The organism is Phyllobacterium sp. K27 (assembly GCF_054796155.1).
The window spans coordinates 110680-133207 of the sequence record NZ_CM139240.1; the positions used below are offsets into that span (position 1 = coordinate 110680).

Below are 22528 nucleotides of genomic sequence, written 5' to 3' on the forward strand. Positions count from 1 at the left end.
TCAACCAAGGAGGCGCCGCAGCCGCATATATACCTATTTATGAAATTAATTCACAAACGTTGGGCATGATCTGGTCATTATCAATGGAATGGCGATGGCTCATATTGAGCGCAACCAACCAGCCATCAATATTGACATTCCAGGGCTGGCTTAATGCAGCATCCATTCAAAGGATAGGATCATGCCCCTCGCACTTCTGGCGCTGACAATCAGCGCCTATGCCATCGGGACGACAGAATTCGTCATTGTTGGCCTTTTGCCCACCGTCGCTACGGATCTCAATATTACCCTGCCGCTCGCCGGTCTTATTGTCAGCGTTTATGCGCTTGGTGTCACCTTTGGCGCGCCCATACTGACAGCCCTTACAGGGCGTATCGAGCGCAAGCCATTGCTGCTGGGCCTCATGGCCTTGTTTATCGTCGGCAACACGGCAGCAGCCCTCTCCCCTACCTATGAGCTTTTGCTCGTCGCCCGCGTCATCAGCGCATTTGCCCATGGCGTGTTCTTCTCGGTCGGCGCAACAATCGCCGCTGATCTGGTTGCACCCAATCGCCGTGCATCAGCCATTGCCATGATGTTCCTTGGTCTGACCGTTGCCATCGTCACGGGCGTTCCGCTTGGCACCTTTATCGGCCAGCAACTTGGCTGGCGTGCAACATTCTGGGCCGTCACAGTGCTTGGCGTCATCGCATTTTTGGCCATTGCGCTGCTATTGCCATCGAAGATCGCAAAGGCTGCCCCTGCCCGCATCATCGACCAGATTCGTGTTCTGGGGAGCGGCCGCCTTCTTCTCGCCTTTGCCATGACAGCGCTTGGCTATGGCGGAACCTTCGTGATGTTCACATTCCTCGCCCCCGTTCTTGAACAGATTACCGGCTATGCCAATTCCACTGTCAGCCTGATCCTCGTTCTCTATGGCCTGTCAATTGCGGTTGGCAACATGGTCGGCGGACGTGTTGCAGATGGCAACCCGGTCAAGGCTCTTGCAGTCATGTTCCTCTTGCAGGCCATCGTTCTGGCGGTCTTCACCTTTACCGCCGTTTCGCCGGTCTGGTCGCTGGTCACGCTGGCAGCGCTTGGCGCCTTGTCCTTCTCCAATGTCCCCGGCCTTCAGCTCTATGTGGTTCAACTCGCCAAGGTTCACAGACCCGAAACAGTTGACGTGGCATCGGCTCTCAACATTGCTGCCTTCAACCTCGGCATTGCCGGTGGTGCATTTCTCGGCGGCATTGTCGTTGCTTCGCCGCTTGGCCTTGGTGCCACGCCTTGGGTTGGCTCACTGCTGGTTCTCGGTGCGCTTGGCCTTACTCTTTGGAGCCAGATGCTCGACAAGCGTGAGACCGCCCGCATACTCGTCCCTGCCTGTTAAACTTGGCAGCCTTGTAAAAATGGGTATGGTCAGCATGAGATTCGCAAGAGGTTTTTCATGCTGGCCGAAGTGGCACTGCCCATCAAGCTGACGTTCAAGCTCTGGTTGCGCTTCTGGCCCCAATTGGTGGCCGTGGTGCTTCTGGGGCTTACCGCTTCCCATGTGCTGATGCATCTGGCTGTCAGAACGGCCTATATGAACCATTATGCCGGACTTGGCGTGCTGACCCTTGTTGCTCTTACACAGTTGGTGACGACTGTTTCCATGATCCAGATTGTGCGCCCGGGATTGCCTTCGGTCATGGCCGCCCAGGCGCAATCCGACAAGACGGCGGAGGGGGGCAGCTCCGGTTTTTCCCGCTTGACGACGATTGTCGCTGTCGCCCTTATCCCATTCTTTGCATATTACGCGGCATGGGGTTTTCTGGGTGATACGGTTCGCCAATATTCCCGTCTGGCGCTGTCGATGATGCCTTTTGGCGGCAATGGCAATGTGCTGGACGTGCTCGACTCCAAGTGGATATTGTTGTCTGTGGCCATCTCCTGGCTCGTTCGCTGGTTTGCAAAGACCATGAAAGAACGAACAAAGCGCTCTTTTTGGGAAATCGTCATTGTGGTCTGCGAGACCAACTGGATTTTCATTGGTCTTTACATCATCAGCCGCTGGAAGGATGGCTGGATGCAGGCATTGGTCAATGGCAAGCTATGGTCCTGGTTTGAGCAGTTTTTCGCCGCCCTTGTGCAGCCCGTTTCCGTAGCCCATGCGGCAGTCATGATCCCGGTTGAACAAGTGCCGGAAAGCTTTGGCACAATTGCCACCAACCTGTTTTTCCACGCGCTTTTGCCCGTGATCTGGCTGGTCATGGTCGCGCTGGTCTATGGCTATGATGTCCGCGACCAGAAAGAACTCATGAGGGTTCACCACCGTGTTGAACGTTTCGGCGAACGCTATCAGGCCGTGCCAAAATTCATCCGTGACTTTATCAACCATTTCATCAGCGGCTACCGCTCACGTTATCTGCCAATCGCCAATGGCGTAAAACTGACGCTGAATTCCGGCCTTCTGCTCATCATCACGCTCATTCTTGGCTATCGCTTTATCGAGTGGGTGGCGGCATGGGCATGGCTTGGTGCTGCGCATATTATCGGCCCGCAAACTGGCAGGGTTTGGGAATTTGTGGGCAATGCAATTGTCTTCCTGTTTGGCAGCCCTATGCAGGATTCCTCCACCGGCGTACTCGTGGAGCCTTTACGCATCTGTTTCCTCGCCGCAATTTTGGAAACGGCGTTTTCTATGAGGAAGAGAGCGCCTCAATCGGACACCAGCCTTGTGGCGGAACCAAGCTGATCTATTCTGTGCGGGCAAATTTCAGATAATAGGGCCGCTCACTATACATACCCAATGTCGGACGCAGTTCATCCGCGACAGCGACCGGCACAAGGAAACGCTCCTCTATCACCAGTCTTGTACCTTTCTGCGCCCCTGAGAATATGGCTGATGTGCATGTCTGAATGCCTTCCTTGGGCAGGCGCATTCCGGGAATGGAAGTGGGGGACCAAGATCGACCGGCCTTGTCCGTCAACCGGATTGCGCACATGAGCCATCGCTCCTGCAAATTGGTATCGCCGATCTCCACAAGAAATCTGGCAATCACCGGAACAGAACCCGCAGGCAGCGAGCCGGGGCGAATTCCTTCTTCGACTTTCCGCATCCCGTAAAATTGCCAGTCGCTGCCACCATAATGCTTGACCTCGCCCGCGGCCACTTCCGTCGGGTAAAAATCGGTGTAACGGCTCATTTCAACATAGTCGCCATAGCTGATGGTGAACAATGAGACAGGAACAATAATGATCAAAGCCCAAAGGCTGCGACGGTACCAGCGTCGCTCCGAACTTTGTGCATCCTGATCCAGTACGGTCATCACATCAACTCCCTGCAACCGGTTGCGGACGCGATATGTCGAAACGATCAAGGATCAGTGGCTGGCCATCATTGAACTTCTTGAAGTCGTCAATTTTGATCCGCGCCTCGGAATCCAGCGAAGGAAGCATTTGCGCCGACATCAGCAATGTCGCTCCATTGACCTGATCGGGCATTATTTCAAATGCCAGTTGCACCTGTTTCGGCAAGCCCGGCTCTAGCATATAAGGCGGCTGACCGGGTAACCAGCCAACGCGATTGCTCTGCTTGAATCTGAGACCCGTAGGCCCTTGCCAGGTCGCTGTCGAAACCCCGGCACTCTTGTTTGTAGCCGCCAGTTCCACCGAGGCAATAGCCCAAAGGCCGGACGTCGTGAGCACCTTTACCTTCCCGAACTGTGTATAGGTCAATTCGCGGGCGAAGCTTACCTGATTGAGTGTCACGTCAAATTCGCGCGTATGTACCAGATCATGCATATTGCCATAGGCGGCAATCGGCCCTGTAAGTTCGCCATACCGCGGTTTCGTCACCCACATGCCATATAGCAAGGCCACCCCCACAAGCATGATGGCAATATGCCCGAAGCGGCGCATCAGCCCTGCTCCCTTTGCAGCGGCAGCTGTACTGAACCAACGATGCTCTTGTTCCACCAGCCCGGGGTGCCGGTGAGATTATTGCGATGCTTGAACCCCCAAGCCTCAATAGCCAGATTGACCTCATTGCCTGCCACGATGTCACTTGGGATGAGCCAGACATACGCCATTTTCTCCGGCATTCCCGGTTGCAGGTTTGGCGACATGGATTCATCCCGCGTCAGATAGACCATCGGCTGTGCGATTTTTTCCGCAACATTGGCAGGCCATTGGAAAATATTATAATAGCCGCTGTCGGACTCGATCGTGCGGTTGGTCAGCTCCACTTCGAGCACAACCGCTTTTTGCCCGTCCTTCGGTGTTGTGCTGTAAACTTTCTGGTCCGTTACCCGGATTGAAAGAGGCTTGATAAGCCATTTCCCCGCTTCCATTGATTGACCGGCTGTAATTTGCGGAAGCTGCGGCTTTTCAGCCGCTTCAAAAGCTCCCATGACAAAGGCAAGTCCCAATGCCGCAAATGAGCCGAGCCCTGCCGTTAGCCAGGCTGAAGCCTTGCTGCGAAACGTGACGAAATGGGACCACATCTATCCGTGTCTCTCCACTGCCGCTCCGGAACTCGTGAAATGAGTCGCGATGAGCAGACCATGCAACAGCAGGAAGGTGTTTTTCAACCCTGCCAGGAAACTGTCTGACAGATGTTACCTATGCGCGACTTGCGGCAGATAGGCATTCACCAGGCTGACAACCTGCGCATCTCGGAGCTTGGCAGTCTCACCGCCCATGACGACGGCGACCATCTGGCGGCCATTATCACTGATTGACGTGACAATATTGAAGCCGGAGGCGCGGACATATCCCGTTTTTATGCCATCGGCACCATTCAACTGGGCCAGAACACGGTTGTGGCCACGAATGACTTTACCATTGAACACAAAATCCTGTGATCCAAAATAATGATAGTGCTGCGGATAATGTTTCCGCAGGGACAGTCCCAACAAAGCCATATCCCGTGCAGTGGTAATCTGCTGTGCATCGGGCAATCCGGACGCGTTCTGGAAAACTGTTCTACGCAGACCGATCTGCCGCCCTTTTGCAGTCATTTGGGCAGCAAATTGCTCTTCCGTTCCGCCCAGATACTCAGCCATAGCCACGGCAACATCGTTGGCGGATTTAACCGTCAGCGCCTTGATCGCCGTATCAACATCGATGGTGCTGCCGGGTTTCAAGCCAAGCTTGCTGGGAACCTGAGAAGCTGCATAGGCGGAGACCGGGATTTGCGTATGCTTGCTGATCCGGCCCGATTGCAAAGCATCGAACGTCAGGTAAAGCGTCATCATCTTGGTAAGCGATGCCGGTATACGCGGCAGATCGGCACCAGCCTGATAGAGCACAGCCCCCGTGCTGCCATCGACCACAATGGCAGCGGATTTTTCAGTAACTGGCACTGAGGCTATCGCCCCAACCGAGTCGAGCGATGTCGATGTCGTGCATCCGCTCGCAACGCTTAAAGTCAGACCCAATAGAGCTGCGAATTTCACGACGGGATGCAAAAACATGGATACTCGCGGCACACTATGGTTGGAACAGATGCCTTGTTAGCTGATTTCAACGGCAACGCCAAGCGGTCGTACAGTTATCAAGCAGTCAGAACGACCTTAACGCTGCGTGACCTGTCGAGCGCTGTGCGGAAAGCCTCTGGCGCATCGCCAAGTCTATACTCCCCTGTCACGAGCTTGAGGACATCCACCTTGTTTTCAACAATCAGTTGCACGGCTTCGAAGAATTCATCGCCGAAGCGGAATGTGCCGATCAGATCGAGTTCCTTGGACATGATCGCATTGGCTGGCACGGGGATGGAGCCTCCAGCAAGATTGCCGACCTGAACGACTGTGCCGCCACGGCGAACCGTGCGGATGGCGGATGCCAGACCGGCGGGAGTTCCAGATATCTCAAACGCGATGTCAAATGGCGTTGCCGCTGCAACCTCTGCCAAGCTCTCTTCACCGCCGGAAATATCAACGATCTGGTCCGCGCCGAGTTCCTTGGCAAATTTCAACGGGGCAGCCGCCACATCAACCATCGTCACGGATTCCGCACCCGCATGTTTCAATGCCAGCAGCGTCAGCAAGCCGATTGGGCCGGAGCCGAAAATGATCGTTGAGGTGCCCTTTACATGACCGGCGCGACGCACCGCATGCAGGCACACCGCAAGCGGTTCAGCCAGTGCTGCGGCCTGAAATGGCAGGTCATTTGGCACTTTCACGCATTGTGCGGCCACCGCATCAAAAACACTGGCGAAACCACCCTGCATATGCGGCGTTTTGGAAGCAGAACCCATGAAATAGATATTCTCACACAGGTTTGGGCGACCTTCATGACAGTAGGCGCAGGTTCCGCACCAGCGCGACGGATTAACCGCAACCCGGTCACCAACGGCGATACCGGTTACATCGCTCCCGATCTCGATGATTTCACCGGCAACCTCATGGCCGAGAATGAGCGGCGAAGTCACAATAAAGTCGCCGGTTTTTGCATGCCGGAAGTAGTGCATATCAGAGCCGCATATACCGCCAGCGCCGAACTTGACCCGCGCCATATTCGGCGCGAGCTCTCCAAGTTCAATGTCAACGACGCGGAGGTCTTCCGCTGCAAAAAGCGTTGCGGCGATACCTTTATTACTCATTTTATAAGGCCCAGTTGGGTTGGAAGCCAAAGTGTGATCGCCGGGATGAAGGTAATGGCGATCAATGCGATAAAGAGCGGCACCAGCCAGGGCAAGATTGCCATGGTCGTTCGCTCTACGGAAAGCTTCGCGACGCGGGACAGCACAAACAGCACCATTCCCAGCGGCGGATGCAACAGACCGATCATCAGGTTAAGGGTCATGATCAGCCCGAAGTGAACCGGGTCGATACCGAAACCCAATACCAGCGGCAAAAGGATCGGCACAAGGATTGTGATCGCCGCAATGGTATCGAGGAAGCAACCGACAAACAGCATCAGTATGTTGACCAGTATCAGGAACACCCATTTGCTGTCAGTAACCGAAAGAATTGCCGCTGACAGTAGCTGCGCCGCCTGACTGACCGTCAGCAGCCAAGCGAAAACTGAGGCCGCCGTGACAATAAACAGCACGGAAGCCGTGGTCTCGATCGTATCGAAACTTGCTTTGGCAAGGCTCGCCATTGTCATGGTGCGATAGCGGACCAAGCCCAGAAACAACGACCAGAGAACCGCGGCAACGGCCGCCTCTGTTGGCGTGAACCAGCCCATGGTCATGCCACCGATGAGGATAATGGGAGTCATCAGCGCCATGACAGCGGAAAAATCAAAATACCAGTCGGCGGCGAGCAGGAGTACAAGCACGATACCCACTGATACATTGACAGAAAGTCCTGCCAACGTGAGCAGATAGATGAAGAGAGGCACGCAGGCGACGACAACGATTTCCAGCGACGCCTCAAGCAGATGCTTGAGCTGGAACGGCGTATCGGAGCCCCAACGTTTCACATAGGCGAAGATGGCGACCGTAATCATCATCAATATGGTCATGACGAGGCCTGGCACAATACCGGCCATGAACAGCGCGCCAATCGAAACATTGGCCATCATGCCATAGATAACGAAAGGCAGGGATGGCGGGAAAATGGGGCCAAGCGTTGCAGAAGCCGCAGTGACACCGACAGCAGCTTCCACCGGATAGCCATGATCCTTCATCGCCTTGATTTCGATTGTGCCTATACCGGCAGCATCGGCCAGCGCCGTTCCAGACATTCCGGAGAAGATCACCGAACCCACAATGTTCACTTGCGCCAGTCCGCCTTTCATCCAGCCCACAAGCGAAACCGCAAAGGAGTAGATGCGGCCTGTCACACCGGCAGAATTCATCAGATTACCAGCGAGGATGAAGAATGGCACGGCGAGCAGCGGGAAGCTCTCAACACCGGCGATCATGCGCTGGGCGACGATAATGTCCGGAGCGACACCAAAAAATACGAGATAAAGGACCGAAGCCACCGCCATCGAAATGGCAACCGGCACGCCGACAATCATCAATAGTAGAAATGAACCAACAAGCAGCAACATGAATCAACCCTCAACGCTCTGGAATTCTTCGGGACGTTCCAGAACGGAATAGCCACGGCGGATATTGGCGATAAAAACCTGAATGGAACGAAGCAGCATCAGGACGAAGGATATGAGCACGCCGTAGAATACGATGTTGCGGGGCAGTTCAACCGTCACCATCATTTCGTCAGCCACAATCTCGACATAGCGCCACATCAACCACACGGCGTAGACGAAGAAGCCAATGCGAACGAGATCAACGAACGTTGCAAGAATGCGGGCAAAGCGTGCCGGTATATAATGATAAAGCACGTCTACCTGAATATGACGCGAGACACGAACACACATGACAGAGCCGAGAAACACGACGCCAATCAGGCAATTGATCGCGATTTCCTCCGTCCACGCGTAGCTGTCATTCAGAACATAACGGGTGAAGAATTGCAGGAAAACGCAGCCGGTCATCAGCCAGAAAACAAAGAGCGTCAGCCAATCCTCAACCGCATATTCCGATAGATTAACGACAGGTGCCGCGTCCTCGAATGAGTGTGCAAGCTCTTCAGCCGTAATCTGTGTATGAACTTCCTTGGACATGGCTATCTCCGTCCTCAGGGCAAGAAAAGTGGCCGGGAAGCCAAACTACCCGGCCAGTCTGAATGTGTTACTTGATGGCGCGAATGGCTTCCCAGTCGGACTTTTCGTAACCGAAGTCTTCGAACTTCACCTTCTCCAAAACGGTCTTTTCAAAATCAGCCTTGTCAACTTCGGTAACGGACAGGCCACGCTCCTTGAAGCTCGCAACGAGTTCCTTTTCCTTGTCAGCAATGATCTTGGTCGTCTTTTCGGCAGCTTCCTGCATCACATCGCCGAAGATTTTCTTGTCTTCATCGCTAAGGCTGGACCAGAGCTGCTTGGAAACCACGGTGTTCAGATGATCAACAATATGACCGGTCAGAATGATGTTCTTCTGAACTTCGAAAAACTTCTTGGCTTCAATCGTCGTCAGCGGGTTTTCCTGAGCTTCAACAGTGCCGTTCTGCAATGCCAGATAAACCTCGGCAAAAGCGATTGGCGTTGTATTGGCGCCGCAGGCACGTGGCATTGCCAGATAGGCTGGAACATCCGGAACGCGGATTTTCAACCCGGCCATGTCCGAGCACTTGGCGATGGGCTTGTTGGCCGTCGTGTGGCGCGTACCGTAATAGCTCACCGATGTAATGTGATTGCCGGTTTTCTCCTCATAACCAGCGGCAAGCCGTTTGAAAACGTCACTCTTGGTATAAGCGATCAGATGGTCGGAATCGCTGAAAATATAGGGGAAATAGGTGACGCCGATGGGCTTGAAATCACGAGCAGCAAAGCTTGAACCCGAGATAATGATATCGACCGTGCCAAGCCTCAGGCCCTGATTGATATCCGCTTCCTTGCCAAGCTGAGATGCTGGAAAAACGTCGATCTTGTAACGCCCATCGGTACGCTTGGCGATTTCTTCTGCCGCCCATACCGACTCGGTGTGAAACGGTTCGGATGTTTCATAGACATGCGCCCATTTCAGCGTGGTTTGCGCCTGTGCAACCACTGCCGAAATGGCAAGGGCCGCCGCAGCGCCAAAAAGTGTAGCCAGTTTGAGTTTCATTGTTGTTTCCTCCCTGATTGAATTCAGTTCTCGTTACTTCTGTCGAGACGCCTTTGTCGAATGGCCTCTCTCCGTTTCCAGCTCCTCGTCAAAACTTCTGGAAAACCTCAACTGCGATTGATGCAGATGATGTTGCATCGCAGCCTTGGCGCGAACAGGATCACCACCTGCAATGGCGTCGCGAACTGCGCGATGTTCCTCAAAGGCTTCCCGCCATGAAGCCGCGCTCTCAAAATAGCTTGCCAGCCGTGTGAAATAAGGCGTCATGCGCTGGTCGAACAGTTCACCGACAACGCGGTCGAGCGCAGAGTTTTCCATGATACCGGCAATGGTCGTATGGAATGTACGGTCAAGCGCTATTGAGACTTGCGGATTGTTGAATGTCCGCGCCATTTGCGTCAGTACATCATCCATCGCTGCTATGTGTTTCGGCGTGACAATGCGGGCAGCCTCTTCGGCAATCGCGCACTCAATCAGGGCGCGTGCCCTTAACAACTCGAAAGGCCCTTCAAGTTCCTCGGCCTGAACCTGAAGACGCTTTGGTCGTGGTGACCGTGCGACGTAAACGCCCGATCCCATGCGAATGTGAATGAGCCCCTCCACCTCAAGGGCAATCAAAGCCTCACGAATGGTGGGACGGGAAACGCCAAGCTCCTCAGCCAGCTCACGCTCACCGGGCAAACGCTCACCGACACCCAGCTGACCATGTTCGATCTGGCTTCGTATCTGGTCTGCCACCTGCCGGTAAAGCCGACGGGACTGAATGGCTGCGAACATGTGAACCTCCCCGCCCGGCTTCCCATTTCCAGGCAACTGGTAAACTGGCCTTACCAATATATAAGTGATACATTGATATATATGATTGAGTCAACCGCTGGTTGCGAGCTACTTTTGGCAGGTCGGTCTTGTCTTGATTTATATCGCCGTGAAAGGCGGCTAAGGTCATTGTTACATTATGTATCAGAAAGTGATTGCCGCTAAGCGAAGCGAACGCGCTAAGAGAAACCACTCGTTAAAAGAGTTGCTTCGTCAAACCGGTGATAAATGCTGCCTGATACACGATCGCTTCGGACATTTGCTTGCTTGAGCTTCGCCTTGATTTTGGGCGCATGCACCACGACGGATACCAAGCTACCCGAGACTGCATCATTGCCGATTCCTGAACAATCTCCACGTGTTGCTGCTGCAGAAGCTGCCGCCAGTCCGGTTATAGCGACAGAGGGCAAGACGAGCGCTGCCGTTGCTGCGAGCACAAAAAGTGCACCGGAGTTCAAAGATACCGGAACACCGCTCGACAGTCTGATCTCAAAATATTCCGTTGCCTATGAAGTGCCTGAATCGCTGGTTCGCCGCGTTGTGCACCGGGAAAGCCGTGGCAATCCACAGGCACGCAACGGCCCCTATTGGGGCCTGATGCAGATGTTGCCAGCGACAGCACGCGGAATGGGCCATACCGGCTCTGCACAGGATTTGCTGGATGCAGAAACAAACCTCAAATTTGGCGTGAAGTATCTTGCCGGTGCCTACAAGGTTGCCGATAACAATCCTGATCAGGCCGTGCGGCTTTACGCTCGCGGCTATTACTATCAGGCCAAGAAAAAAGGGCTTCTGGAAGAGACGGGCTTGAAGCCATCGAGCAAGCCGGTTGAACCCGCCTCCACCACAATGACGGCCATGGCCCCTGCCGAAACGTCCGCTGCATTGCCTACGCAACTCGCTTATTCAGGAGAGACTGCCGTGATGTTCCCCGCCGCCGTCCCGCTGCCTGTGCAGCGGCCTGACATGGCTTCGGGCGCTGCCGCACCGCTTTAAACTCCTACTGCGCGGATGCCGCTATGCCGCCCACCAGCGATGGAAGTGGTGAACCGGACCACGCCCACGACCAACTTTCAGCGTTTCGCCTGCTGACATGGCCGCCGTCAGATAGTCTTTGGCTTCACAAACGGCACTATGCAGCGCCATTCCCTTTGCCAGGCCAGCGGTAATGGCAGAGGCCAGTGTGCATCCCGTACCATGGTCGTTCACAGTTTCGATACGCAGCGCGGAAAACCGCTTCATCGCCGACCCGTCAAGCAGGATATCCGTGCTCAATTCCCCTTTGCCATGCCCGCCCTTTATGAGCACGGCCGAGGGACCCAGCTCAAGCAGCTTTTCCGCCTGCCGCACCATCTGGGTTTCGTCTTCGGCGATCGGCATATTTGTCAGCAAGGCAGCTTCCGGCAAATTGGGAGTGAGCAACAGCGCACGCGGCAAGAGAAGCTGCCGCAGTGCATCAATTGCGGCTGGCTGCAATAAAGGGTCACCGGCTGTTGCGACCATCACAGGGTCGAACACGGCCTTGCGTTGCCAGTGATCGAGCCCTTCCGCAATTGTCTCTATGGTCGAGACTGTCGATACCATGCCGATCTTGATCGCATTCACGTCGAGGTCGGAGAGGACTGCATCCATCTGCGCCCGGATGATTGCTGGCGAAAGATTTTCAATCGCGGTCACACCATTCGTGTTCTGCGCGGTGATAGCGGTGAGGACGCTCGCACCATAAACACCCAGCGCCGAGAAGGTTTTCAAATCGGCCTGAATCCCTGCCCCGCCCCCGCTATCGGACCCGGCAATGGTCAGCGCTATTGCAGTCATGCTGGCTCTCTTACCCGCAAGGCTTGATCCACTGCGGAGCGCAAAGCTTGCGCCGCCGCTTGCGGATTATCCTGCCGGAAGATTGCGGAAATGACCGCAACGCCATCTGCACCTGCTTCAATAGCGAAAGGCGTGCGCTCCAATCCGATACCGGCAATAGCGCCTATGGGCAGATGCGGTTTGGCCCCGCCTATGATAGCAGCCAGGCGCTTGAAGCCATCAAAGCCGATAGGTTGCAGATTTTCCTTGGTGGGCGTTTCAAACAGTCCGCCAATGCAGGCATAGTCAATATCGCCGTCGATTGCAGCTTGCGCATCCGGCTCATTCTTGACCGTCAGCCCGATAATCGCATTTGGCCCAAGCAGACGGCGGACATCGGCAACCGCCATGTCTTCACGCCCCACATGCACACCCTCAACGCCAGCGGCTAGAGCAACATCCACCCGGTCATTGACGAGTAGCGGCACACCAGTTTCTTTGAGCGCGGCATGTATCTGCCGTGCACGATTGATCATATCGCGGGTTGCAGAATTCTTGTCGCGATATTGGATGATCGTGGCGCCACCACGCGCCGCTGCGAGGGCTAATGCTCCCAAATCTTTACTAGGGCCAATAGCATCAAAATCGACAATGGCATTCAGGCGGTAATCTACTTGTGGCACGTCGCGGACTCCATTTAATGGAGCAATTCCAGCAAAAGTGTGAAGCGGTTTTGCGTCCGGAATTGCGTAAAACTAATAAGGTCAGAGCGCCGTTAAGCGCTCTACTGGAAACCCGGATATGTGCGAAGAGACGAAACCAGCGTGATAACTGCTCAATTCCCGTTCCTACGCCGGCATAATCCGGATCAGGTTCAAGGGTCTTGGCTCAGCGCCATCTCAGCATCGTACGATGCCCCCCTCGGAATGAAGTCATGATGAGACGGCGCATTGCGGAAGTCAATGCGCCGTTATGCGGGCCGGACAAAGCCTTCACTCGCCACAAGCAGGTTGCGCGTGTAATCTTCCTTGACTGCATGGCGGGCAAGGTCTGCCGCCGACAGGCGTTCCACCTCTGCGCCGCTCTGCATCACCATCAGCCGGTCGCACATATGGGTGACCACCGCCAGATCGTGGCTGACCATCAGGAAGGTCAGCTTTCTGTCCCGCCTTATCTGTTCAAGCAGATTCAACACTTCCGCTTGGACCGAGGCATCAAGGGCTGATGTGGGTTCATCAAGGAGCAGGATTGACGGCTCAAGGATCAATGCGCGGGCAATAGCGACCCTCTGGCGCTGTCCGCCGGAAAGCTGATGCGAATAGCGGAAGCGAAAGCTTGAACCGAGACCGACTTCGTCAAGCGCGCGCAGGATGCGTTTTTCGATGTCGGCAAAGCCATGCACGACCAATGGCTCCAACAGCAGGCGATCCACGGTCTGGCGCGGATGCAGCGAGCCATAGGGGTCCTGAAACACCATCTGTACTTCGCGATAAAATGCCTTTGTCCGGGATGATCCCAGCGTCTTGCCGTTGACTGTAATCGTGCCGCCTGTAACAGGCGCAAGTCCCGCGACGGCCCGCAGCAAGGTTGATTTTCCTGAACCGGACTCGCCCACCAGACCAAAGGATTCGCCTTGCTGGACGTCAAGACTGACCCCGCGCAATGCGCGAAAGCGTTCAAACTTCACTTCAAGATTTTCGACGCTAAGAGCCGCCATTTGCAGATTGTTCATGCGGCCCACTCCGGCTTGCGGTCAAGAACCGGCAACGGATGCCGGTCGGTGCCGATCTGCGGCATACAATTCATGAGACCACGCGTATAGGGATGTTTGGCATTCTTCAGATCAGCCGCAGCGATCTCCTCGACAATTCGCCCCGCATACATGACAATCACGCGGTCGCAGAATGATGAGACCAGCCGCAAATCATGGGAGATGAAAATCAGTCCCATGCCGCGATCCCGCACAAGATCGTCAAGGATACGCAGCACATCAAGCTGCACCGTCACATCTAGAGCGGAAGTCGGCTCATCTGCGATTAATAGCTCCGGCCCGGTAATGAGCATCATGGCGATCATGGCGCGCTGTCCCATACCGCCCGACACCTCATGCGGATACAGCTTGAAGACCCGCTCGGGGTCACGTATCTGCACAGCAGCAAGCATATCGAGCGCGCGCTTGCGTGCCTCACCTTTGCTCACCTTCTCATGGGTCCGCAGCGTCTCAACAATCTGCCTGCCGATACTCATGACCGGATTAAGCGAGTATTTCGGGTCCTGGAGGATCATGGCGACACGATTGCCGCGCAGGCTGCGCCGCTCCTTCGCAGAAATATCCAGAAGGTCCATCCCGTCGAAATTCAACGTATCAGCGCTGATCTTCGCATGAGCCGGCGTCAGCCCCATGATTGCGCGCCCGGTTTGGGACTTTCCTGAACCGGACTCCCCGACAATGCCAAGCCTTTCGCGGCCCAGCGTGAATGAAACACCACGCACAGCATCGACAACGCCGGTACGCGTGGGAAACTGGACCCGCAGATCCTTGACTGTCAGCAAGGCACTCATTGATTGTTCCCCCGCGGATCGAGCGCATCACGCAAGCCATCGCCAAGGAGATTAAAGCCAAGACTGACGATCAGAATGGCAAAACCCGGTGCGGCTGCCACCCACCACTGGTCCATGATGAAGCGGCGGCCCGATGCAATCATTGCGCCCCATTCAGGCAATGGCGGCTGTGCACCTAGACCAAGGAAGCCAAGTCCCGCCGCGACCAGGATAATTCCCGCCATATCGAGTGTCACACGGACGATCAGAGATGAAAGGCAAAGCGGCATGATGTGGCGCAGCACGATGCGGATTGGCGATGCACCCATGAGCTGCACAGCGGCAATATAATCAGAATTACGCACGGTCAGCGTTTCAGCTCTGGCAATACGCGCATAGGGCGGCCACGAGGTCACCGCTATGGCAATGACTGCATTCTCAATACCCGGTCCCAGTGCAGCCACCAAAGCGAGAGCCAGAATAAGTTTTGGAAACGCCAGAAAAATGTCGGTGAGCCGCATCAGGATGGCATCCACCCAACCCCCGGCATAGCCGGCAATGGTGCCGACGAGCAAACCAATCGGTGCGGCAATGATCGCCACAAGAATAACCACATAAAGTGTCAGTCGCGAGCCATAGATCAGACGCGAGAGAATATCACGGCCCTGATCATCCGTGCCAAGCCAATAGTCCCCGCCGGGCGGCAATAGACGTGCATTACGCAGGTCGCCTGCAACTGGCGAATGTGGCGCAAGCTGAGGCGCAAACATCGCCACCAGCACCAGAGCAAAAATAATGCCAAGACCGATCACAGCCAGCCTGTTGCTGGCAAAGCGGCTCCAGATCAGATAGGCGCGGCCAAGACGGGCTTGCATACGCGACTGCGGCCGGTCGCTCATCAGCCATTCACGGCGGGAAATTGGTTTTGCGATCTCACTCATCGTGCGCGCGTCCGTGGGTCAAGTAGCCGATACAGAAGATCGGAAAGAAGGTTGATGGCGATGAATACGGCACCAATGATAATCGTGCCGCCGAGCACTGCATTCATGTCGGCGTTCTGGAGCGAATTGGTAATGTAGCTGCCAAGACCGGGCCAGGAGAAGATTGTTTCGGTTAGCACCGAACCCTCAAGCAGATTGGCAAAGGACAGCACGATCACAGTCAGCAATGGCACAGCCGCATTGCGCAAGGCATGGGCCCAGATAATCCGCGTTTCGGAGAGGCCCTTGGCGCGCGCTGCAACAATATATTCCTGCTCAAGTTCGTTGAGCATGAAAGAACGCGTCATCCGGCTGATATAGGCCAGCGAGAAATAACCCAAAACGGAGGCTGGCAGGATGATGAAGCTGAAAATATTGCGGAACACTTCCCAATTGTTCTGCAAAATCGCGTCGAGCAGGTAAAGTCCGGTGATCGGTGTAAAGGTGTATTCGTAGACAACATCGATGCGCCCCGGCCCTGAAACCCAGCCAAGCTTGGCGTAAAACAGCACAAGACCAAGCAGCCCCAGCCAGAACACAGGCACCGAATAGCCGACCAGGCCGATAACCCGGACAATCTGATCGAGGATCGTGCCGCGCTTCACAGCGGCCAGAACACCAAGCGGAACACCCACAAATGCACCAATAAGAGTACCGAGTGTTGCCAGCTCAAATGTAGCGGGAAAGACGCGGATAATATCGGTCATCACCGGATTGCTGGTCAGAACGGAATTGCCGAACTCACCTTGCAGAACGCCCTTCAAATAGAGGAAGAACTGCTGATACAGCGGCAGGTTCAATCCGAGCTCTTCACGGACACGCTCCACGACATGCGCAGGCGCGCGATCGCCGACGATGGCAAGCGCCGGATCAATCGGAATGACACGGCCAATGAAAAATGTGACGGCCAGAAGACCGAGAAATGTGATGGCACCGATGAGCAGAAACCTGCCCACGGCCCTGGCAAAGTTTAAAGCCCGGGCGCCCGAGCGCCCGGCCTCCAATTGCATGTCAGATGTGCTCACCGGTACAGATTCCGGATCACTTTGTTACGTTGAAAACATAGTTGGTATCGAATGATGGACCAAGCTTGAAGTTCTTGATATTCGAACGCAGTCCGGCCACCTCTGTCTGCTGGAAGATGATGATAAAGGGGCTGGTTTCAAGCACTTTTTTCTGCAGGTCCTGATACATGGCTGCGCGCTTGGCATTGTCACGCTCAAGCAGGGCATCCTTGGTTTCCTGGGTTAGTTCCGGCACATCCCAGGCATTGCGCCATGCGAGTGTCTTGTTGGTACCGGTGTCCGCATTGTCCGTATTGCTGGTGAAGGTTTCGGCATTGGAATTTGGATCCCAATAGTCAACGCCCCATTGGCCGATATAGGAATCATGCGTACGGGCGCGATACTTTGTAAGCGTCTGCTTGCCATCTCCCGGGATGATCTCCATCTTGATGCCAGCCTGCGCAAGCGTTTGCTGAACTGATTCAGCAATACCCGTCACCGGCTGATTGTTGCGCACATCCATGGTGAAGGAGAAGCCATCTTTCAGTCCGGCCTTTTCAAGCAACTCCTTGGCCTTTGCCACATCCAGCTTGAATGGCATTTCATCCAGCTCGCCCAGCATGTTCTTCGGCAGGAAGGTTTGATGAATTTCGCCAGCACCCTTGATCAATTGCTCGCCGATTGCCTGATAATCCACCAGATATTTGAACGCCTGCCGTACTTCCGGCTTCGCAAGGTTCTCATTTTTCTGGTTGAGGCTGATGTAATAGAGTGTCCCTTTTGGCGCACTTACGGTTGTGATGTCCTGGTTTTTGACTACCTGTTCCAGATCGTTCGGCTCAAGATTGCGGGCAACATCGACATCGCCTTTTTCGAGCAGAAGGCGCTGCGCCGCGCTTTCCTTGACGTGGCGATAAATGACGCGAGCCAGAGGCGCCTTGGTTCCATAATAATTGTCATTGCGCTCCAGAACGATAATCTCATTGGCGCGCCAGTCGCGAATCTTCATCGGGCCGGAACCCGCATAATTCGTCTTCATCCAGGCATTGCCGAAATCGTCATTGACGATGTGCTCGGAGATCAGTTTCTTGTCGACAACCGAAGCGACTGTCGATGTCAGGCAGTTCAAGACGAAGCTTGGAGCGTAAGACTGGTCAACGGTGAAAACAAAAGTGGACGGGTCAGTCGCCTTTGCTTTTTCGGTCACATTGTCCTTGTTCAAACCGAACTGCGTCAGAATGAATGCCGGGCTCAAATCGAGCTTGACTGCGCGCTCAAAGGAATAGGCCACGTCTTCGGCGGTCAGCGGATTACCGGAAGCAAATTGCAGATTGGGCCTGAGCTTGAATGTATAGGTCAGGCCATCATCGGAAACCGTCCAGCTTTCGGCGACATCGGCAACGATCTTCGATGGATCATTGATGTCGAGCCGTACCAGCTTGTCATAGGTATTGCCGTTGATCTCGCCCATGGTCAGCTCAAAAGCTTCACCCGGATCAAGTGTGATAACGTCATCAATCGCCCAAGCCTCGACCAGCGTGTCGGCAGGCGTTTCGGCGAAGGCCGGCATGCTCGAAAGCATTATGGCCGAGAGGGCTGCACTGCCCAGCATCATTCGAAATTTCGGGTTCATCTTGGTCATCAACATTGTTCTGGTTCCCTGTTTAGAGCTATGGGCCGGCATCTTGAGCTTGTCCCGGACCCTTTGTTTCTTTTTATTGCTCGTGCCAGGCCGAGCCAAGCACACGCAGCCAGTTTTTACGACAGATTTTTGCAAGATCATCCTCGCCATAGCCAGCCTCGCGCAAGGCTTCGACCAGTTTCTGATTGCCGCTTGCATCGGCAATTTCACCGGGGATTTTAGCACCATCGAAATCAGAACCAAGTGCCACGCAATCAATACCCATCCGATTGACCATATAATCAATGTGCTGGACCATATCTGTCAGCGGAGTATCAGCGTTTTCGCGCGCATCCGGGCGCAGCATGGCCACAGCATAATTCAGTCCAACAAGCCCTTTACTCTCGCGGATCGCATCAAACTGTTTATCGGTGACATTGCGCGCCACGGGCGTTAGTGCGTGTACGTTGGAATGGCTGGCCACCAGCGGTTGATCGCTGAGACGCGCAACATCCCAGAAGCCTTTTTCCGTTATATGCGCAAGATCAATCAGAATGCCGAGACGATTGCAGGCCTTGACCAATTCTTCGCCTGCCCCTGTTAAACCCGGACCTGTATCCGGGTCCATCGGATAGGCGAAAGGAACGCCATGGGCGAAAATATTGTTCCGGCTCCAGACTGGGCCCAGCGAGCGCAGGCCCGCAGCGTAAAACACATCAAGTGCAGCCAAATCTGCACCAATCGCCTCGCAACCTTCCATGTGAAGAACTGCCGCGAATTGATCCTCATTGATGCATTCGCTGATTTCCGCTGTACTGCGGCAGAGTTTCCAGCCGCCTGCCTGCTGCAACCGCAGGGCTATTGAAGCCATCTCCAGAGCAATATCGAGCGAGGGAGCACGTTCCAGCGGCGCTGCTAGTGGCGTGGAATAATGGCCATTGGCATCTGGAGCCTTGAAAGCCAGATCCCCGGAGGGAACATAGATGGCGCAGAGACCGCCAACCAGACCGCCTTTCAGCGCCCGCTTCTTGTCTATGTGGCCTAAACTTGTGCCTTCGATGAATTCCTGAACCGGGTCTGTCCCGTTTTTCGAATGTTTCCACAACCGGTAAAGCACATCGTTGTGACCATCGAAGACTGGCTGCATTTCAATTCCCGTTCAAATTCATCAAAAGCGGTGCGCTGACGGGTCATCATTCCGTTGAATATCCCGGCGCCTATTTTGCCAAAAGATCATGCCCGCAATGAACATTCAAGAGAGTTGTTAGACAAAAGTATAAATAGAAGGCTGTACGGCAATTTGCCCACACATTGTGCAATTCTTGGAAATGGCGTCATGCTGCTATCAACAGGCATGAAAGGTGACAATCTCATGATTACCTCCTCCAGCAGTGACCAGATTTCCCAAGCTTCCTCTAGGAGACGCCGCGATTTTTGCACGGATTTTGTGCGTGCTTCGACAAGCTCAGCATGAGGGAAGTAGCGGGTTGCAACATCGACCTGCAACGTTGCCTTGCAATATTTCAGAACTAGCTCCCTGCCAATCTCCATCCCCTCATGCTGAGCTTGTCGAAGCACGCATGACCTATTTGCCGGTCCCTTTAGATTTGTTTTGTACCCACAAAAAACAATCTAAACGTCCAAATTTGCGACGCTCAACGCATTGTCCTGAATGAACTCGCGGCGAGGCTCGACATCATCGCCCATCAGCCTTGAAAACAGGCTGTCGGCATCGGTTGCATCATTCACCTTCACCTGTAGCAGCGAACGCGCATTAGGATCGAGCGTGGTCTCCCAAAGCTGATCGGCGTTCATCTCACCCAGCCCCTTGTAGCGCTGCAATGCGAGGCCCTTGCGCCCTGCGGCGAACACCGCTTCGAGCAGCGAGATGGGGCCAGCTATCATATCTGACTTTTCCTTGCGACGAAGTACCGGCGGCTTGGAGTAAATTTCATGCAGACGCGCGGAATAGCGATCCAACTGGCGCGCATCTGCCGAGCCAATCAACGCCATATCCAGTGTTACGGTCTCCTTGACGCCGCGCAGTGAGCGTTCAAAAATATAGCCATCAACGCCATCATCGGGTGTTGCGAGACGACCGCTCCAGCCCTTTTCGGTTTCTTCGGCGATAAGGTCGAGGCGTCCGGCGACTTCTGTCACCAGCGACTGCGCGCGCGCCGTATCGGAAATGGCTTCCGGGTTCAGCGCACCGGCAATTGTCGCCTGTTCGACAACGGCGCGGTCATAACGCGTATTCAGGCCCTGAAGAAGGTGACGAACGGCCATCGCATCATTGATGACCGCACGCAGATCGCCACCGGCACGAACCTCGCCACCATCCAGTTCCAACGAGGCTTCTTCCAGACCGGAGCCAATCAGGAATTCTTCATAGGCGATTTCATTCTTGAGATATTGCGAGGATTTACCGCGCGAAACCTTATAAAGCGGTGGCTGTGCAATATAGATATGGCCACGCTCGATCAATTCCGGCATTTGCCGGAAGAAGAAGGTCAGCAGCAATGTGCGAATGTGAGCACCATCGACGTCAGCGTCGGTCATGATGATGATCTTGTGATAACGCAGCTTGTCCGGGTTAAACTCATCCTTGCCGATGCTCGTGCCCAGCGCCAGGATCAGCGTACCGATCTGGTCAGATGAAAGCATGCGGTCGAGCTTCACGCGCTCCACATTCAGGATTTTACCGCGCAGCGGCAGAATGGCCTGATTTTGACGTGAACGCCCGCCCTTGGCAGAACCGCCAGCGCTGTCACCCTCGACGATAAAGATTTCCGATTTGGCTGGATCTTTTTCCTGACAATCGGCAAGCTTGCCCGGAAGTGAGCTGATGCTCAACGAGTTCTTGCGGGTGATGTCGCGCGCCTTGCGCGCGGCTTCGCGGGCTGACGCTGCCTGAATAACCTTGTCGACCAGCACTTTGCCTTCGGTAGGGTGCTCTTCAAGCCAGGTCGAAAGCGCTTCATTGACGAGGCTTTCCACCACAGCACGCACTTCCGAGGAAACAAGCTTGTCCTTGGTCTGCGAGGAAAATTTCGGGTCAGGCACTTTCACCGAAAGCACGGCGGTCAGACCTTCGCGGCAATCATCGCCCGTAAGCGACACTTTGGCTTTCTTGGCCTGGCCAGTGCTTTCCGCATAGCCAGTCATCTGGCGCGTCAGCGCACCACGGAAACCGGCCAAATGCGTTCCGCCATCCCGCTGCGGAATGTTGTTGGTGAAGCACAGAACATTCTCGTGATAGCTGTCATTCCACCACATGGCGACTTCGACAGTGGTATCGTCCCGCTCACCGCGAATATAGATCGGCTCGCCGACAAGCTCTTTCTTGGAGCGGTCGAGATATTTTACATAGGCAGTCAGACCACCCTCATAAAACAGTTCCAGATCAACCGGATCAGCATGGCGATGATCAGACAGAAGAATACGCACGCCGGAATTCAGGAAGGCCAGCTCGCGCAGACGATGTTCCAATGTCTTGAAATCGAACTCAACCATGGTGAAGGTTTCTGTCGAAGGCAGGAATGAGACTTCCGTTCCGGTTAGACCTTCAGAATCGCCGGTCACAACCAGCGGGCTATCGGCCACGCCATGCGTAAAGCTCATCTCGTGGATTTTGCCCTGACGGCGAATCTTCAATCGCAGCCAGACGGACAGCGCATTGACGACAGAGACACCGACGCCGTGCAAGCCGCCGGAGACCTTGTAGGAGTTTTGGTCGAACTTACCGCCCGCATGCAGCTGGGTCATAATAACTTCGGCGGCGGAAACGCCTTCCGAATGCATATCCGTCGGTATGCCGCGGCCATTGTCGGTGACCGTACACGAACCATCGGGATTGAGCGTTACGGTAACGCGGGTCGCATGACCGGCCAGCGCCTCGTCAATAGCGTTGTCCACGACTTCGTAAACCATATGGTGAAGACCGGAACCGTCATCCGTATCACCAATATACATTCCGGGGCGCTTGCGAACGGCATCCAACCCCTTGAGAACCTTGATGGACTCCGCGCCATATTCCGGCGAGGTTTCGGCTGTCATCTCGGGTGTTTCACTCATGTAAATTCAATCTTTTCTAAAGGCAGGAACAGTGCATCTGTCCTTATAGCATATATTAGGCGAATCATGCCCAACCTATGCTTAGATATAGTGATTTCTGTCGGTTTTT

21 protein-coding genes and 1 riboswitch are annotated in these 22528 nt (G+C 54.6%); of the genes, 3 read left to right on the forward strand and 18 right to left on the reverse strand.

Annotated elements, in window-relative coordinates:
• The first annotated feature begins 181 nt into the window (after positions 1-181).
• Together ACYJL1_RS00585 and ACYJL1_RS00590 are read left to right on the forward strand one after the other, a co-directional pair.
• Entirely contained in the window at positions 182-1369 is a 1188-nt protein-coding gene (locus ACYJL1_RS00585; protein ID WP_460896543.1) for an MFS transporter, read from the forward strand.
• 57 nt (positions 1370-1426) lie between these two features.
• Entirely contained in the window at positions 1427-2716 is a 1290-nt protein-coding gene (locus ACYJL1_RS00590; protein ID WP_460896544.1) for a hypothetical protein, read from the forward strand.
• A gap of 1 nt (position 2717) precedes the next feature.
• Here the strand turns inward: ACYJL1_RS00590 and ACYJL1_RS00595 are convergent, their stop codons facing one another.
• The 9 genes from ACYJL1_RS00595 to ACYJL1_RS00635 all read right to left on the reverse strand — a co-directional run bounded on the left by ACYJL1_RS00595 (position 2718) and on the right by ACYJL1_RS00635 (position 10363).
• Positions 2718-3290 (reverse strand): hypothetical protein, encoded by a 573-nt coding sequence (locus tag ACYJL1_RS00595; RefSeq protein WP_460896545.1) that lies wholly within the window; start codon positions 3288-3290, stop codon positions 2718-2720.
• 4 nt (positions 3291-3294) lie between these two features.
• Positions 3295-3882 carry a hypothetical protein gene (locus ACYJL1_RS00600; protein ID WP_460896546.1) on the reverse strand — a complete coding sequence of 196 codons (588 nt, stop codon included), beginning with the start codon at positions 3880-3882 and terminating at the stop codon, positions 3295-3297.
• Positions 3882-4466, reverse strand: a complete 585-nt coding sequence (locus ACYJL1_RS00605) for a hypothetical protein (protein ID WP_460896547.1) — start codon at positions 4464-4466, stop codon at positions 3882-3884. Before ACYJL1_RS00605 ends, ACYJL1_RS00600 begins: the two co-directional genes overlap by 1 nt.
• Positions 4467-4580: 114 nt before the next feature.
• On the reverse strand, positions 4581-5438 hold the full coding sequence (locus ACYJL1_RS00610) for a D-alanyl-D-alanine carboxypeptidase family protein (protein ID WP_460896548.1): 858 nt from the start codon (positions 5436-5438) through the stop codon (positions 4581-4583).
• Positions 5439-5518: 80 nt separating this feature from the next.
• Positions 5519-6565, reverse strand: a complete 1047-nt coding sequence (locus ACYJL1_RS00615; RefSeq protein ID WP_460896549.1) for an L-idonate 5-dehydrogenase — start codon at positions 6563-6565, stop codon at positions 5519-5521.
• A complete protein-coding gene (locus ACYJL1_RS00620; RefSeq protein ID WP_460896550.1) occupies positions 6562-7968 on the reverse strand; it encodes a TRAP transporter large permease in 1407 nt (468 codons plus the stop codon). The genes ACYJL1_RS00615 and ACYJL1_RS00620 overlap by 4 nt, the downstream gene beginning before the upstream one ends.
• Before the next feature lie 3 nt (positions 7969-7971).
• Positions 7972-8544: a TRAP transporter small permease gene (locus ACYJL1_RS00625; protein WP_460896551.1), complete on the reverse strand. Its 573-nt coding sequence runs from the start codon at positions 8542-8544 to the stop codon at positions 7972-7974.
• A 67-nt stretch (positions 8545-8611) separates the two neighbouring features.
• Entirely contained in the window at positions 8612-9586 is a 975-nt protein-coding gene (locus ACYJL1_RS00630; protein ID WP_460896552.1) for a sialic acid TRAP transporter substrate-binding protein SiaP, read from the reverse strand.
• Between the two features lie 33 nt (positions 9587-9619).
• Complete coding sequence (locus ACYJL1_RS00635) at positions 9620-10363, reverse strand: FadR/GntR family transcriptional regulator (RefSeq protein WP_460896553.1); 744 nt, start codon at positions 10361-10363, stop codon at positions 9620-9622.
• Between the two features lie 306 nt (positions 10364-10669).
• On the opposite strand from ACYJL1_RS00635, the gene ACYJL1_RS00640 reads away from it, so the two are divergent.
• Positions 10670-11398, forward strand: coding sequence for a transglycosylase SLT domain-containing protein (locus ACYJL1_RS00640; protein ID WP_460896554.1), 729 nt, complete (start codon positions 10670-10672; stop codon positions 11396-11398).
• Between the two features lie 21 nt (positions 11399-11419).
• On the opposite strand, the gene thiD is transcribed toward ACYJL1_RS00640, so the two are convergent.
• The 9 genes from thiD to gyrB all read right to left on the reverse strand — a co-directional run bounded on the left by thiD (position 11420) and on the right by gyrB (position 22419).
• Entirely contained in the window at positions 11420-12220 is an 801-nt protein-coding gene (gene thiD, locus ACYJL1_RS00645; protein ID WP_460896555.1) for a bifunctional hydroxymethylpyrimidine kinase/phosphomethylpyrimidine kinase, read from the reverse strand.
• Positions 12217-12882: a thiamine phosphate synthase gene (thiE, locus tag ACYJL1_RS00650; RefSeq protein ID WP_460896556.1), complete on the reverse strand. Its 666-nt coding sequence runs from the start codon at positions 12880-12882 to the stop codon at positions 12217-12219. Before thiE ends, thiD begins: the two co-directional genes overlap by 4 nt.
• Before the next feature lie 145 nt (positions 12883-13027).
• A riboswitch (TPP riboswitch) is annotated at positions 13028-13131 on the reverse strand.
• A gap of 38 nt (positions 13132-13169) precedes the next feature.
• Positions 13170-13931 (reverse strand): ABC transporter ATP-binding protein, encoded by a 762-nt coding sequence (locus ACYJL1_RS00655; protein WP_460896557.1) that lies wholly within the window; start codon positions 13929-13931, stop codon positions 13170-13172.
• Entirely contained in the window at positions 13928-14761 is an 834-nt protein-coding gene (locus tag ACYJL1_RS00660) for an ABC transporter ATP-binding protein (protein WP_460896558.1), read from the reverse strand. The genes ACYJL1_RS00655 and ACYJL1_RS00660 overlap by 4 nt, the downstream gene beginning before the upstream one ends.
• The gene (gene nikC, locus ACYJL1_RS00665; RefSeq protein ID WP_460896559.1) at positions 14758-15681 is read right to left on the reverse strand and encodes a nickel transporter permease; all 924 of its coding nucleotides are present in this window, start codon (positions 15679-15681) and stop codon (positions 14758-14760) included. Before nikC ends, ACYJL1_RS00660 begins: the two co-directional genes overlap by 4 nt.
• Positions 15678-16730 carry an ABC transporter permease gene (locus ACYJL1_RS00670; RefSeq protein WP_460897886.1) on the reverse strand — a complete coding sequence of 351 codons (1053 nt, stop codon included), beginning with the start codon at positions 16728-16730 and terminating at the stop codon, positions 15678-15680. The genes nikC and ACYJL1_RS00670 overlap by 4 nt, the downstream gene beginning before the upstream one ends.
• Positions 16731-16761: 31 nt before the next feature.
• Positions 16762-18369: an ABC transporter substrate-binding protein gene (locus tag ACYJL1_RS00675; RefSeq protein WP_460897887.1), complete on the reverse strand. Its 1608-nt coding sequence runs from the start codon at positions 18367-18369 to the stop codon at positions 16762-16764.
• A gap of 70 nt (positions 18370-18439) precedes the next feature.
• On the reverse strand, positions 18440-19492 hold the full coding sequence (locus ACYJL1_RS00680; protein WP_460896560.1) for a dipeptidase: 1053 nt from the start codon (positions 19490-19492) through the stop codon (positions 18440-18442).
• Positions 19493-19977: 485 nt separating this feature from the next.
• Positions 19978-22419, reverse strand: a complete 2442-nt coding sequence (gyrB, locus tag ACYJL1_RS00685) for a DNA topoisomerase (ATP-hydrolyzing) subunit B (protein WP_460896561.1) — start codon at positions 22417-22419, stop codon at positions 19978-19980.
• Positions 22420-22528: the final 109 nt, after the last annotated feature.